The organism is Halomonas urumqiensis (genome assembly GCF_003028575.1).
GTDB classification, from domain to species: domain Bacteria; phylum Pseudomonadota; class Gammaproteobacteria; order Pseudomonadales; family Halomonadaceae; genus Halomonas; species Halomonas urumqiensis.
The window spans coordinates 333783-346291 of record NZ_PYUD01000003.1; the positions used below are offsets into that span (position 1 = coordinate 333783).

The following is a 12509-nucleotide window of genomic DNA, read 5'->3' on the forward strand; positions in this document are numbered from 1 at the left end:
GACAGGACCCCGCCAACAATGTTATTTCGGGTCAAAAATAGACATTAAGTGACACCCATAAACGACTTTTGGTGGAGACCGACACAGCATGCATTCGATCACCATTGCCTCACCTTTCGTGCACCAGGCGTTGGCCGGGGCAAAACCGGCGGGGATTGATATCGAGGGGCTTTTGCGAGAATGCGGGATCTCTCCCATGGTATTGCGCCTGGGGCGGGCGCGAGTCACCCTTGCGCAATTCACTTGCCTGTTGCGCGCACTGGTGGCGCGCATGGACGACGAGGCGGTGGGCATGCTCGAGCGCCCGCAGCGGCGCGGCTACCTGGAGATGATGGGCCATGCGCTGATCAGCGCGCCGACCCTGGGGGAAGCATGGCAACGCGGGGTGCGTTACCAGAATCTGTTCGAGAACAGCCTGTCGGCCGAGCTCATCGAGGACGACGACAGCGGCATGTATCGCCTCACGCGCCTGCCTGGCCAGACAGTCCGCAATTCGTTCATCATCGAGCAAACCCTGATGAACATGCATCGCTTCCATGCCTGGCTGACAAAGTCGCGCATCCCGATCCGGCGGGTGACGTTGGACTACCCGCCACCCAGCCATATCGACGAATATCGCTACCTGTTCTTCGGCGCACCGATCTATTTCAATCAGCCGGACATCAGTCTGACCTTCGACCGCGCGCTGCTCAACCTGCCCAACAAGCAGACCGTCGAGACCCTGGCGACCTTCGTGCAGCGTGCCCCGCTCGATCTGTTCACGCCTCTCAGTGGGGCCAGCAGCCTGCGCGGAACAATTCGCGCCTGGATCGAGGCGCAGATGAAAGAGGGCCTGCCATCGCCTTCCCTGGAAGACGCCGGCGACACCTTCGGTATCCACCCCCAGACGCTGCGCCGCCGTCTGCGCGCCGAAGATGCCACCTATCAGGACATCAAGGCCCAAGCCAGGCGCGACCTGGCCATGCACCTGCTCAACGAGACCAGCGATTCAGTGGAAAGCATCGCCATCCAGGTCGGCTTTTCGGAGCCCAGCGCCTTCATCCGAGCCTTTCGCGGCTGGACCGGGCTGACCCCGCTTGGCTATCGCAAGGGCTAGGCGCAAGGGCTAGGCACGAGGCAAGCTAGCCCTCGACGAGACGTGCCGCAGGCCTTTGCCAGGCAATCAACAGGCTGACCAGGGTGGAGGCGGCAAGCGCGGCGAGAAACGGCGGCAGCGTGGGAATACTGTCCGGGAAGCTGGCGGCAAGCGCCCCCGCGGCAATGCTGCCACTGGCGACCCAGCCCGGCAGGATAGCGCCCAGCATGCCGGCCACCCCGCCCGCCACGGCGGCAAGCGGGCTCATGCGCCGCCAAAGGCCAAGCAATACCGGCACCACGATGGCGGCGCACAGCAGATCGGCGATCAAAAACAGCCTGAGCACCGACAACCCCTGCAGCGCCACCACCACTACCGGCACCATCAACGCCACCGTGGTCAACCGTGCCGCACCGATCGACAGCCCGCGCTTGCCCGAGCCCGCCACCACCAGCGAGGCGATACCGTTCTGCAGGGTATCCACGCTCGAGGCCACGAGAGTCACGGCCAGCACGAGTGCCGGCAGCGCCAGCCAACCCGGCGCTTCCGTCAGCAAGGCGAAGAATGGAATCGGCGGCTCACCGAGCGCCACGCCGCTCATCGCCGCCAGCATGCCCAGACCACCAACCACTGCCACGACCGCCACGGTGATGGCCCCGCCCAGCCAGGCCCCGCGTCCCAGTGCCCGGTCATCACGGGCCGCCCACACGCGCTGCCAGTAGCCTTGATGGAAGAGGTTGGCCGCGGTAACGGCAATCACCAGGGTCAGCGCCACGGAAAGTGCGCTGCCAACGGGGATCGACGGTATCACCGCATCCGCCGGCATCTCCGGCAACCGCGCAAGCGCCACGCCGCCGACCACCACCAGCAGAACGATCAACAGCCACGCCTGCCAGCGGTCGGTGGCAAGGCTTGCGCGCAGCCCGCCCAGCGCGGTGTAGAGCAGCGTGGTGATGGCCACACCGACCACCACCAGCGCCGGTGGCACATCGGAAAGCAGCGCGGTGATGGCGCCAATGGCGGTCAGCTCAGCGGCCAGGAAGCAGGCCATGTAGGCCACCGAGACCAGCGACACCCAGCGCCGCACGCCGGCGCCGTAGCACGCCTCGGCAAATTCGCCGATGCTGCGCCCTTCCGGCAGCCGACGACGAATGGCCGGGCCATAAAGGCCCAGCACGATGAACGGCAGGGCCGAGCCGATGGCATAACCGGCAAGGGCCAAGGGACCGACAAAGGCGCCGATCTCCGGCGGTGCGAAGAGAATCCACGCGCCCATGCCCGAGGCCAGGAACGACAAGCCCAACGCCTGGGCGCCCTGGGAGTTTCGCGCGGTGACGTAGTCATCGAGCGGGCCATCGGCCCGGCGGGCCCGCAGGCCCAGATACGCAAAGCAGAAAAGCGCCGCGCCAAGCACGGCTGACGTCAGGTAGGGCATGTCGCACTTCCTCCGCCGGCATTAACCGGATCAGGTTCCAGGGTCGGCCGCGTGGCCCTCTCAGCCCCCGCACATCCCATGCGGAGGGACTCCCCTGGCGACAGTGAATGAATTGTATGGGTAAGCGCTAAAGTTGGGTGAGCGCTGGCCGATCACCCAACAACGACCCATCGGCATCATAGCAGCACGGGTCTTCCCCCGACCACCGCCCGGAACACTGCCAATGCCCTTCACGGAAGCCAAGGAACACGCCCCAGGCCGCCTGCACACGATCTTCGCCGAGCCCTACGCCGCCTTCGACAACGAGGTACCGGAGCGCTTGCTGCATCTGCGAATCGCGGTGAAAGAGCTGCTCGGCACGCCGATGGTCGACCACCGGCTCACCCTGCGGGTCATCCACGGCTGGGAAAACGGGGGTTTCGAGGTGGCCGATCTTGCCCACAGCGATCACCTCATCGACTCGCTCGAGGCCTTCGCCGAGGTCACCGAACGCTATCGCCTGGCCTTCGAGGCCGGCGCCCCATTGCCCCGCGACACCGTTTCACTACTCGCCCACCCCCTGGCTCAAGCCATCGCCGCCGCCGAGGCCAGCGGCGAAGGCCTGGACAACGACACGCGCACCCTCCCCTCACGCTGGCCCGCCTTCCCACAAGGCCTGATCCTCTACACCCTGTTCAAGGTCTACCACCGCCTCACCTACGGCGAGGACGACGCCTACCGCTCGATCCGCCTCAGCACATCGGACGGCGAGTGCGAGGTTCATGAATTTCACCTGGAAGAAGGCGAGTTCGCGGTCATCTCCCCCCCTGAAGGCGAGCAAGCCACCAGCGTGCTGGTGCTGCACGAAAGCCAGCTCGCGCCAGTACTACAACTGCTGGAGGAGTGTCCTTTAGGCACCTGAGCATGTCTCACTGCCCCCTCGGCACCCGCCCCATCAGGAAGAACTCCTCGTTGGGCGGCGTGCCGGCGAGGGTGACCAGGCGGTTGGACATACCGAAGAAGGCGGCGATGGCGCCGATGTCCCAGATGTCGTCCTGGGTGAAGCCGGTTTCCAGCAGGCGGGTCTGCCACTCGTCGGTGAGTTCACCAAGCTCAAGACCGGAGTGGAAGGCGAAATCGAGCATCACCCGGTGGCGCTCGCTCAAATCGGCGACGCGGTGGTTGACTGCCACCTGATCGGCCAGCAACGGGTCCTTGCTGTAGATACGCACCAGCGCACCGTGGGCCACCACGCAGTAGAGACAGCGGTTGCGGGCACTGGTGGCCACCACGATCATCTCCTTCTCGGCCTTGGTCAGGGTGTCGGACTCCCGTTCCATCAGCGCATCGTGGTAGGCGAAGAAGGCACGAAACTCCGCCGGCCGGTGGGCCAGCATCAGAAACACGTTGGGAATGAAGCCGGCCTTCTCCTGTACCTTGAGCATCGCATCGCGGATGTCCTCGGGAAGGTCCTGGATCGATTCGGGAATCGGAAAGCGGCTGATCGGGGTGGTCATGTTGGCTCCATGGGCAGACATTGCGGTGGCAGACATCCAGTTAACGTCAACGTTAGCTTGTCGTCCATACGCCTTCTGTCTCCCTTGGCTTTCCAAGCGATACGAACGCACGCGGCCCCGCCTCTTGCGAGGCGGGGCCGCGTTGTCACTGCGCGTAGGGAATCAGCTCAGCGAGATGGTGCTGTTGATGCCGCTGGAGACATTCTCCGGCTCGAACCAGCGGGCGGTGACGGTCTTGGTCTGGGTCCAGAAGGTGATGGCCTGCTTGCCGTTGGGGCCCAGGTCGCCAAGCTTCGAGCCGCGCGAGCCGGTGAAGCTGAAGTAGGCGACCGGCACCGGGATCGGCACGTTGATGCCCACCTGGCCGACGTCGATGTCGGTCTCGAAGCGGCGCGCCACCCAGCCGGAGTTGGTGAAGATCGAGGTGCCGTTGCCGTTGGGGTTGGCGTTGATGAATTCGATCGCCTCATCGAGGGTCTCGACGCTGACCACACACAGCACCGGGCCGAAGATCTCCTCGCGGTAGATGGTCATGTCGGCGGTCACGTCATTGAACACGGTCGGGCCTACGAAGTTGCCCTGCTCATAACCCGACACCTCGTAACCGCGGCCATCGACCAGCAGCTTGGCGCCTTCCTTTTCACCGGCATCGATCATCCGGATCACGCGGTCGCGGGCGGCCGGCGACACCAGCGGGCCGAGATCGGCATCGCGCTGGGTGCCTGGCCCGACCTTCATGTTGCGGGCGCCATCGACGATATCGTCGATCCACGCGCGCGCCTCGCCCACCAGCACCACCACGGAGTTGGCCATGCAGCGCTGGCCAGCGGCACCGAACGCCGAGCCGAGCAGGTTGTTGATGGCCTGGCTACGGTTGGCGTCCGGCATCACCACGCAATGGTTCTTGGCCCCCATCATCGCCTGCATGCGCTTGCCGGCCGCGGAGGCGCGGTTATACAGCAGCGAGCCCACATGGCTGGAGCCGATGAAGGAGAGTGCCTTGATGTCCTTGTGGTCGGCGATCTGGTTGGCGACATCCGGGCCGCCGTGAACCACATTGAGCACGCCGGCCGGCACCCCGGCTTCATGGGCCAGTTCGACCAGGCGCATGGTGGAGCTTGGGTCCTGCTCGGAAGGTTTGAGCACGAAGGTGTTACCGGTGGCGATGGCCAGCGGGAACATGAAACACGGCAGCATGATCGGGAAGTTGAAGGCGGTGATACCGGCACCCACGCCAAGCGGCTGGTTGAGGGTATAGACATCCACGTCGCTGGCGGCATTTTCGGCCACTTCGCCAAGCTGCAGCGAGGTGATGGAACAGGCATGCTCGACCACTTCCAGGCCGCGGCCCACCTCACCCTCGGCATCGGGCAGGGTCTTGCCGTGCTCCTCGGTGATCAGTGCGGCAAGCTCGGCGGTGTTGTCACGGATCAGCGCCTGCAGCTTGAGCATGATGCGCATGCGCTTGCCCAACGGCACCTTGCGCCAGGTCTTGAAGGCCTCCTTGGCACTGGCCACGGCACGCTCGACTTCCTCGGCGCTGCAGAACGGCACCCGCGCGACCACTTCCTGGGTGGCCGGATTGACGACATCACGCCACTCCTGGCTCTGGGACGGGACGGGCTGGCCGTCGATATACATCGGAATTTCGCGAATGCTCATGGTGCGTGCTCCTTTTTATAAGAACATAAGAATTTATTGGCAACCTGGTGGCTGTCTGTTCGATAACAAGACTTCGACTTTATGTGCATATCAGCACGAAGCTGGATAACAACGAGTCTATCCAGTGCCCATGGAGGCTGACAACACACACTCAGGCACATTACTTGTGCACCAGCGCACAACCAGCGATCATTGAAGCCGCCCTACCCCCACTCTCCAGCATGGAAACGCCGCGATGCTCGACTGGCAGGACATCCAGATCTTCCTGGAAGTGGCGCGCAGTCAACGCCTGACCGACGCCGCACGGCGCCTGGGAGTAGACCACTCCACCTTGTCGCGGCGCACCCGGCGCTTCGAGCAGACGCTCAATACTCAGCTCTTCGAGCGTAGCACCCACGGTTATCATTTGACCGAGGCCGGCCACCAATTGCTCGCCCATGCCGAGGAAATGGCCCGCCACGCCTTCGAGGCCGGCGAAAGCCTGACCGACAAGAATCATCAGATCAGTGGCCAGATTCGCCTGGGGGTGACCGAAGGCTTCGGCACCTGGGTGATCGCCCCACTGCTCTCGGCATTCTGCGCGCGCCACCCTGGCGTCACCCTGGACCTGCTCGCCCTGCCTCGGGTAGTCAACCTGAGCCGCCACGAGGCGGATCTCGCCATCACCATCGAACGCCCGGTGAGCCCTGGCCTGGTCAATTCGCGGCTGTGCGATTACCGGCTGCGGCTTTACGGCAGCCGAGACTACCTGGCCAGCCACGGCACACCAAAGGCGCTGCCAGAGCTCGCCCAACACCGCCTGATCGGTTATGTGGACGATCTGATCTTCAGCGAACAGTTGAGCTACCTGGAACCGCTGCTGGACCCGGCGGTGGTAGGCCACCCCGGCCCGCATTTCGCCATGCGCAGCACCAGCGTGACCACCCAGCATGCCGCCTGCCTGCATGGTGCAGGCCTCGCCGTGTTGCCATGCTTCATCGCCAGCACCTCACCGGCGCTTGGCACCGTGCTCGATGACGAAGTGGACGTAGTGCGTCAGTTCTGGATCACCGCCCGCCAGGAGCAGCGCCGCCTGGCGAGGGTGAGAGTGCTGTGGGACTTCCTGCGCGAGGCACTGGAAACCAACCATGACTTCTTGATGGGGGAGGCACCCACGCTGACGATACCGGGCAACGCCTGAGCGGGTAACCGCATTATCGCCGCTTCAGCTCCCGTGCCGTTTCAGTTCACGCGCCGCTTCACGACCGGCAATCGCTCCCATCACCACGGCACTGAGCAGGCCATTGCCGGAAAGATAGCCACTGTCATTGGAGCCCGAGACGCCACGCGCCGCGCCGCCGGCAGCGAACAGGTTGGGGAGTTTCTCGCCAGCGGCGTCCACCACACGGGCCTCGGTATCCACCTCCAGCCCACCTTGGGTATGGAACAGCGCCCCGGTGACCTTGATCGCCCGGTATGGCGGCACCAGCAAGGTCTCGGCGGCGAAGGTGCGTCCGAAACCGTCGGCCTCTCCATGTTCCGCCAGTGTGTGCATCTCGGTGAAGGTGGATTCGAGCGCCGGCAATGGCAAGCCCAGCCCCTCGGCCATCTCCGCCAGGCTACCGAACGTGCGTACCGCGCCACCCTGCTCGGCATTGCGGTAGTCCTCGAACTCCAGCGCCGCCTGGTGAATACGCTCGTCGAACAGGTTCCAGGCCACCTGCCCGGGCTGGGCAAGTACCTTGGCGGCCTGTTCGGAATAGCCGCCATGCTCGTTGGAGAAACGCTGACCCTCGCCATTCACCTGCACGCCGCCGCGCATCATCAGCGCCCAGGAGATCAGCGTCTGATGGGGCGTGGCCAGTGAACCGTGCCCCTGGCAAGCCCCCAGGTCCTTGAGGCTCGCACCAATCGCCTCGCCCCACAGCAGTGCATCCCCCTGGTTGCCTTCATGGCCGTAATACAGCGCATGCTTGAGCGAGGGGATGTGCTTCGCCACCAGCTCGGGATTTCCACCATAGCCGTTGCAGGCCAGGATCAACGCATCGCAACCGATGCTTTCGTGGCTGCCGTCGGGGCGCTCGAGGGTGATACCGCGCACGCGCTTGCCTGCGTCCACATGCAGGTCGACCACCCGCGCTTGAGTAAGAATATCGAGGCCCACCGCTTCGGCGGCGTTGAGCAGGCACCCCATCAGCTCTTCGCCGGTGCGCCTTGGGGTAGCATGCATGCGCATCGCGCTGTGGCCGGGGTAGAGAAATCCCTCGACCAGGTCGAACGGCACGCCATGCGTATCGGCCAACCACTCGATCACCCGGCCGGAATAGTCGGCAAGCGCCGCGACGATGGCCGGGTCCGCCTCGTCTCCATTCTTGTGCTGGATATCGCGTGCCATCAGCTCGGCACTGTCCTCGACGCCCTTCTCGGCCTGGAAGCGGGTGCCGGCGGCGGGTATGAACCCCTGGGACATGGAGGTACTGCCGCGTGGTAATGCATCACGCTCCAGTACCACCACATCGGTCTCGCACTCCATGGCGGCAAGCCCGGCCACCAGGCCACAGGCGCCTGCGCCAATGATCACCAACGGCAGGTGCACGTCGAACTCGTCGCCCTCGCTAAATGCCACGATCCCCATCAGCGTGCCCCTCCGGCCTGGGCCTGGAAGGCATCGAGGATCTCGCCGGCCGGTGCCTGCCACACTGCCTCATGGCCGGCGATATGGCCCAGCACCTCCTCCAGGCAAGCAATGCGGTGGGGCTGGCCGACCAGCCACGGGTGCAGGTTGAGCGCCAGCATCCGCCCGCCCTGTTGCCGGGATTCTTCGACCAGGAAATCGAAGGCATCCTTGACCTGATCGACCCAGGCGTCCTCGGAGTGCAGGTTCTGGCACATCACGAACTGATCCTCGATCTCGGTGGTCAGCGGCATCATCGCCAATGGGCCATTGTCGGTGCGAAACGCATAGGGCAACTCATCGTTGACCCAATCGGCGCAGTACTCGATGCCCTGCTCGGCCAGCAGTTCCGGGGTGTTCCAGCTCTGGTGCTTGGCGGGGCTCAACCAGCCACGAATCGGTTGGCCAGTCAGCTTGCGCAGGGTAGCGACCGAACGCCCCACGATCTCGGCCTCCTCGTCGCGGTCCTGGCCGCCGTAATGCAGGTGATCCATGTTCCAGCCGTGGCACATGAACTCACCACCCTCTGAGTTCACGAACGCCATCAGGCGCTCCAGCAGGTAGGGCGTCTGCTCGGCCAGTTGGGCGTTGATGGCGAAGGTCGGCCGCACCTGGTAGTGCGCCAGGGCCTTGAGCAGGCGATAGATGCCGACCCGGTTGCCATAGTCGCGCAGTGAATAATGGCGAAGGTCCGGATAGGGCATGGTCATGCCATTGGGCACCTTGAAGGGCACCCCGCGCTGGTTCAGTGGGTAGAACTGCAGCGACACGTTGATCCACACCGCCAGAGTCTTGTCACCAGGCCAGGTGACGGGTGGCCGCTCGCTGAGCATCGACCAGTCGTAGCGATCGTGGTCATAGCCGTGATGACGATGCGGATAGTGAAGGTAGTCGTTGTCGAGAGAGCCGTCGTCGCGCGCCATGTTCACCCCCTGTCTGCGTGGTGTTGGGTGCCGCCCGCACGCCCGGCGATATCGGCCAGGGCCTGGTCGTAGTGCTGCTCGAGGTAGTGCGAGGCGATCTCGCGGCCGGTGGCCACCCACACGTCGCTGTGTCCGGTGATGTACTCGAGTGCCTCCTCGAAGGCCTTGATGCGATGCGGACAACTGATCTGGTAGTTGTGGGTGGGAATGCACATCACCGTGCCGGATTCGGCGCCCTCGGCGTACAGCCGGTCGAAGTGCCGCTTGAGCATCTTCAGGTAATGACGCGGCTCGACCTTGTTCACCGCATAGACAATGGTGTCGTTCATCTCAAGCGAATAGGGCACCGAGACGAATCGTCGCCCCGAACGCAGCTGGATCGGTGTCGGCTGGTCATCATGGAACAGGTCGCAGGTGTAGAGTCCGGCGCGTTCGCCGAACATCTCCTGGCCGACCTCGGCGAACAGATCCAGGGTACGCTCCGAGTGGGAAAGCGCCGGTGCCAGGTAGCCGGCACAGGCCTGGCCGGTGTGGCGGTGAATGGTCTCGATGCTGTCACGGATCATCTCCCGCTCCTGGGCCTCGCTCATCCCGTAGGTGTAGCGAGTGTTGTAGATGCCGTGGCTGAAGAACTCCCAGTCGCGCTCGCGGCACATCTCGATGATCTCGGGATGATGCTCGCACAGCGCCACCGACAGCGAGATCGAGCCGCGCACGCCGAACTTGTCGAGCAACGCCATCTGGCGCTGATGGCCAACCCGGTTGCCGTAGTCGCGAATGCTGAAGCCAGGCACGCTGGGGTGCGGCGTCGGCCACGGCTTGCGTTGCGGGTTCTGCGGCGGGTCCAGCTCGTAGTACTCGATATTGGGGGCCACCCAGAAGGCCACCCTGGCCCCACCCGGCCAGGTGATCTTCGGTCGATTCTCGTAGGGCCAATAACCGTAGGCGTCCAGAACTTCCTTCATCTTGCTCACTCCCGTTCGCTTGCCGTGCCGCTCAAGCCTTGTCGGCGGCCCGCGATTCCAACCAGGCCAGCACATCGGCCACCGGCATCACGTCGGCATACTTGAGGTGCAGGTCGGTGAGGTTGGCGTAGTGGTAGCTTTCGTGCTTGTCGGCCACGCATTCAATGGGAACGATGGTGCGGTAGCCTCGCGACAGGCTTTCCACGGCGGTGGCACGGATGCAGCCGGACGTGGACCCACCGGTGACGATCACGGTATCCACCTGGTGCCACACCAGCAGCGACTGCAGCGGTGTCTCGAAGAACGCCGAGGGCATGCGCTTGGTGTAGACGACGTCACGGCCATGCTCGATCTCGGCACGCTCGTCGAACTCGGCACGCTCCGAACCGTACTTGATGTTCTGCAGGGAATCGGGAGTGTCGGTACGCGTTCCCCACACACCGGCGTCCTCGGCGGAATCCAGAAACGCCACGTGGGTCCACACCACCGGCCAGTTCAATTGGCGGAAGCCACGCGACAGCTGATTGACGTACTCGAGCTGACGGGGGTCCGTCTCGTAAGCGGTCTTGAACAGGTCGGTACGGGTGTAGGCCTTCTGCGGGTCGACGTTGACCAGCACCGCCTTGTTGCCGAACCCGAACGGAACGCGCTGGGGGTTGGCCATCACGTCTTCGAAGATTTCCCTGGCGGTCTTGTCGCTCTTGATCATTGGCTTTCTCCTACCTGGGTGACTGTGATCGTTCGCTGTCGGGCGCGCCTGGAGGCGGCCCCACATCATCAGGTGTTGTCGTATTTCTGGCCGAGTTCCAGCAACGACCGGGTGCCGAGGTAATCGTTGAGCTGACCGAAATCGAGCATGCGGTCACGGAAGGCATCGGTCGTGCCATCCTGGCGCAAGGTGGCGAAGAACTGGCTGGCCATGTGGGTCAGCGCGCGCACCAGGGCGCCTGGAAAGATCACCAGCGAGAAGCCGAGCGCCTGCAAGGCCGCGGCGTTCTGCAGCGGCGTGTCGCCCCCTTCCACCATGTTGGCCATGATCGGCACCTGGCCCTTGAATTCGGCCATGATCCGCTGGATATCGGCATCGCTGCGGATGCCCTCGATGAACAGCATGTCCACCCCTGCATCACGATAGGCGATAGCGCGCTCGATCGCCGCATCGGTGCCTTCCACCGCCAGGGCGTCGGTGCGTCCGATGATCAGCGTTGCATCACTCTGGCGGGCATCGAGGGCGGCCTTGAGCTTGCCGACCATCTCTGCCGTGGGCACCAGGGTCTTGCCACGCAGGTGACCGCAACGCTTGGGGTAGGTCTGGTCCTCGAGCTGCAACGCATTGGCACCGGAACGCTCCAGCATTCGCACGCAGCGCATCACATTCATGGCATTGCCGAAGCCGGTGTCGCAGTCCACCACGATATCGGCCTCGACTCGCTCACGGATGCGGGACAATGACGCATCGATTTCGCTGAGTCCGAGCAGGCCGATATCCGGGCGCCCGAGTTGGGTATAGGCAAGGCTTGCCCCCGACAGGTAGACGGTGTCGAAGCCGGCCTGTTCGGCAAGCGAGGCGCCCAGCGCATCGAAGATGCCGGGCGCCACAACGATATCTGGGGCATGCAGCCGAGATTTGAAATCATGGGTGGAGAGAGTCATGGCGTGAAGGTTCCTCGCATGGCAGGGAATTCGAATGGCGGCCCGCTGCTCAATCGCAGGCCAGGGCCAGGTCGTTGTAGACCGCCTGGCGCGCAAGCTTGCCGTCGCGCACCTCGAAGCGGTCGATGAAGCGCACACCCGCGAACGGCGAGCCATCGGGCCATTCGCCCGATAGCTCGCCGTGGCAGACCACCACGCTGTGGTCCTCCTTGTCGCAGGTATCGAAAGCGTCGAAGCGCTTGTGGACGAAGCGATAACGCTCGCTGGCCCAGGCCACCAGCTCCTCGAGCCGGGTCATCTCGACACCGCCCGGGAAGGTCATGTGGAAATCGTCGGCGAGCAGTGCGCGCGCGGCTTGAAGATCACGGGATTGCATGGCATCGAGAAACGCCCGAACCAGCTGTTCCGGCGATTCGTTGCCTGCTCCCGCATGGCCCGCGGTCTGGACTTCGCCACCCGGACGACGCGCCCGGCCACCGCGCATGTAGGCATCGCCATCCACTTCATGCAGAAAGATGGTGATGGCCTGGGGGTCGGCATCGATGGTGGTGCGGACTGCGTCGGTCAGGCGCTCGCAGAGTCGCTGCTTCAGCGCACTGGAGTAGCCTCGGATCAGACTGACCTGAACAACGGGCATGGGCGAATCT

General features: G+C 64.1%; 12 protein-coding genes and 1 riboswitch. Of the genes, 3 read left to right on the plus strand and 9 right to left on the minus strand.

Translation table 11 applies throughout. From position 1 onward, the window contains the following. The first annotated feature begins 88 nt into the window (after nucleotides 1-88). Complete coding sequence (locus tag C6V82_RS11350) at nucleotides 89-1096, plus strand: AraC family transcriptional regulator (RefSeq protein WP_102587117.1); 1008 nt, start codon at nucleotides 89-91, stop codon at nucleotides 1094-1096. Nucleotides 1097-1121: 25 nt separating this feature from the next. Here C6V82_RS11350 and C6V82_RS11355 read toward each other — a convergent pair whose 3' ends face one another. Further along, the gene (locus tag C6V82_RS11355) at nucleotides 1122-2510 is read right to left on the minus strand and encodes an SLC5/6 family protein (protein WP_102587118.1); all 1389 of its coding nucleotides are present in this window, start codon (nucleotides 2508-2510) and stop codon (nucleotides 1122-1124) included. Beyond that, a riboswitch (TPP riboswitch) is annotated at nucleotides 2500-2616 on the minus strand. (Overlaps the previous gene by 11 nt.) A gap of 117 nt (nucleotides 2617-2733) precedes the next feature. On the opposite strand from C6V82_RS11355, the gene C6V82_RS11360 reads away from it, so the two are divergent. After that, nucleotides 2734-3411 carry a hypothetical protein gene (locus C6V82_RS11360; protein WP_102587119.1) on the plus strand — a complete coding sequence of 226 codons (678 nt, stop codon included), beginning with the start codon at nucleotides 2734-2736 and terminating at the stop codon, nucleotides 3409-3411. A gap of 7 nt (nucleotides 3412-3418) precedes the next feature. Here C6V82_RS11360 and C6V82_RS11365 read toward each other — a convergent pair whose 3' ends face one another. Further along, nucleotides 3419-4006 (minus strand): peroxidase-related enzyme, encoded by a 588-nt coding sequence (locus C6V82_RS11365; protein WP_102587120.1) that lies wholly within the window; start codon nucleotides 4004-4006, stop codon nucleotides 3419-3421. A gap of 162 nt (nucleotides 4007-4168) precedes the next feature. Continuing rightward, nucleotides 4169-5668, minus strand: a complete 1500-nt coding sequence (locus C6V82_RS11370) for a CoA-acylating methylmalonate-semialdehyde dehydrogenase (protein ID WP_102587121.1) — start codon at nucleotides 5666-5668, stop codon at nucleotides 4169-4171. Between the two features lie 235 nt (nucleotides 5669-5903). Between C6V82_RS11370 and C6V82_RS11375 the strand changes: the two genes are divergently transcribed. Beyond that, nucleotides 5904-6848 (plus strand): LysR family transcriptional regulator, encoded by a 945-nt coding sequence (locus C6V82_RS11375; protein ID WP_102587122.1) that lies wholly within the window; start codon nucleotides 5904-5906, stop codon nucleotides 6846-6848. Nucleotides 6849-6872: 24 nt separating this feature from the next. Here C6V82_RS11375 and C6V82_RS11380 read toward each other — a convergent pair whose 3' ends face one another. The 6 genes from C6V82_RS11380 to C6V82_RS11405 form a co-directional block, all read right to left on the minus strand. Next, the gene (locus C6V82_RS11380) at nucleotides 6873-8282 is read right to left on the minus strand and encodes an FAD-dependent oxidoreductase (protein WP_102587123.1); all 1410 of its coding nucleotides are present in this window, start codon (nucleotides 8280-8282) and stop codon (nucleotides 6873-6875) included. Further along, nucleotides 8282-9244 (minus strand): polysaccharide deacetylase family protein, encoded by a 963-nt coding sequence (locus C6V82_RS11385; RefSeq protein WP_102587124.1) that lies wholly within the window; start codon nucleotides 9242-9244, stop codon nucleotides 8282-8284. The genes C6V82_RS11380 and C6V82_RS11385 overlap by 1 nt, the downstream gene beginning before the upstream one ends. A 2-nt stretch (nucleotides 9245-9246) precedes the next feature. Further along, nucleotides 9247-10209, minus strand: coding sequence for a polysaccharide deacetylase family protein (locus C6V82_RS11390; protein ID WP_102587125.1), 963 nt, complete (start codon nucleotides 10207-10209; stop codon nucleotides 9247-9249). Nucleotides 10210-10240: 31 nt separating this feature from the next. Further along, the gene (locus tag C6V82_RS11395) at nucleotides 10241-10918 is read right to left on the minus strand and encodes an isochorismatase family protein (protein WP_102587126.1); all 678 of its coding nucleotides are present in this window, start codon (nucleotides 10916-10918) and stop codon (nucleotides 10241-10243) included. A gap of 68 nt (nucleotides 10919-10986) precedes the next feature. Continuing rightward, nucleotides 10987-11862 carry an isocitrate lyase/PEP mutase family protein gene (locus C6V82_RS11400; RefSeq protein ID WP_102587127.1) on the minus strand — a complete coding sequence of 292 codons (876 nt, stop codon included), beginning with the start codon at nucleotides 11860-11862 and terminating at the stop codon, nucleotides 10987-10989. Between the two features lie 49 nt (nucleotides 11863-11911). Next, nucleotides 11912-12499 carry a nuclear transport factor 2 family protein gene (locus tag C6V82_RS11405; protein WP_102587128.1) on the minus strand — a complete coding sequence of 196 codons (588 nt, stop codon included), beginning with the start codon at nucleotides 12497-12499 and terminating at the stop codon, nucleotides 11912-11914. Between the last annotated feature and the right edge of the window lie 10 nt (nucleotides 12500-12509).

Coding starts and splice junctions, on each gene's coding strand:
- C6V82_RS11350 (WP_102587117.1), top strand. CDS start 89: ATGCATTCGATCACCATTGCCTCACCTTTCGTGCACCAGGCGTTGGCC.
- C6V82_RS11355 (WP_102587118.1), bottom strand. CDS start 2,510: ATGCCCTACCTGACGTCAGCCGTGCTTGGCGCGGCGCTTTTCTGCTTT.
- C6V82_RS11360 (WP_102587119.1), top strand. CDS start 2,734: ATGCCCTTCACGGAAGCCAAGGAACACGCCCCAGGCCGCCTGCACACG.
- C6V82_RS11365 (WP_102587120.1), bottom strand. CDS start 4,006: ATGACCACCCCGATCAGCCGCTTTCCGATTCCCGAATCGATCCAGGAC.
- C6V82_RS11370 (WP_102587121.1), bottom strand. CDS start 5,668: ATGAGCATTCGCGAAATTCCGATGTATATCGACGGCCAGCCCGTCCCG.
- C6V82_RS11375 (WP_102587122.1), top strand. CDS start 5,904: ATGCTCGACTGGCAGGACATCCAGATCTTCCTGGAAGTGGCGCGCAGT.
- C6V82_RS11380 (WP_102587123.1), bottom strand. CDS start 8,282: ATGGGGATCGTGGCATTTAGCGAGGGCGACGAGTTCGACGTGCACCTG.
- C6V82_RS11385 (WP_102587124.1), bottom strand. CDS start 9,244: ATGGCGCGCGACGACGGCTCTCTCGACAACGACTACCTTCACTATCCG.
- C6V82_RS11390 (WP_102587125.1), bottom strand. CDS start 10,209: ATGAAGGAAGTTCTGGACGCCTACGGTTATTGGCCCTACGAGAATCGA.
- C6V82_RS11395 (WP_102587126.1), bottom strand. CDS start 10,918: ATGATCAAGAGCGACAAGACCGCCAGGGAAATCTTCGAAGACGTGATG.
- C6V82_RS11400 (WP_102587127.1), bottom strand. CDS start 11,862: ATGACTCTCTCCACCCATGATTTCAAATCTCGGCTGCATGCCCCAGAT.
- C6V82_RS11405 (WP_102587128.1), bottom strand. CDS start 12,499: ATGCCCGTTGTTCAGGTCAGTCTGATCCGAGGCTACTCCAGTGCGCTG.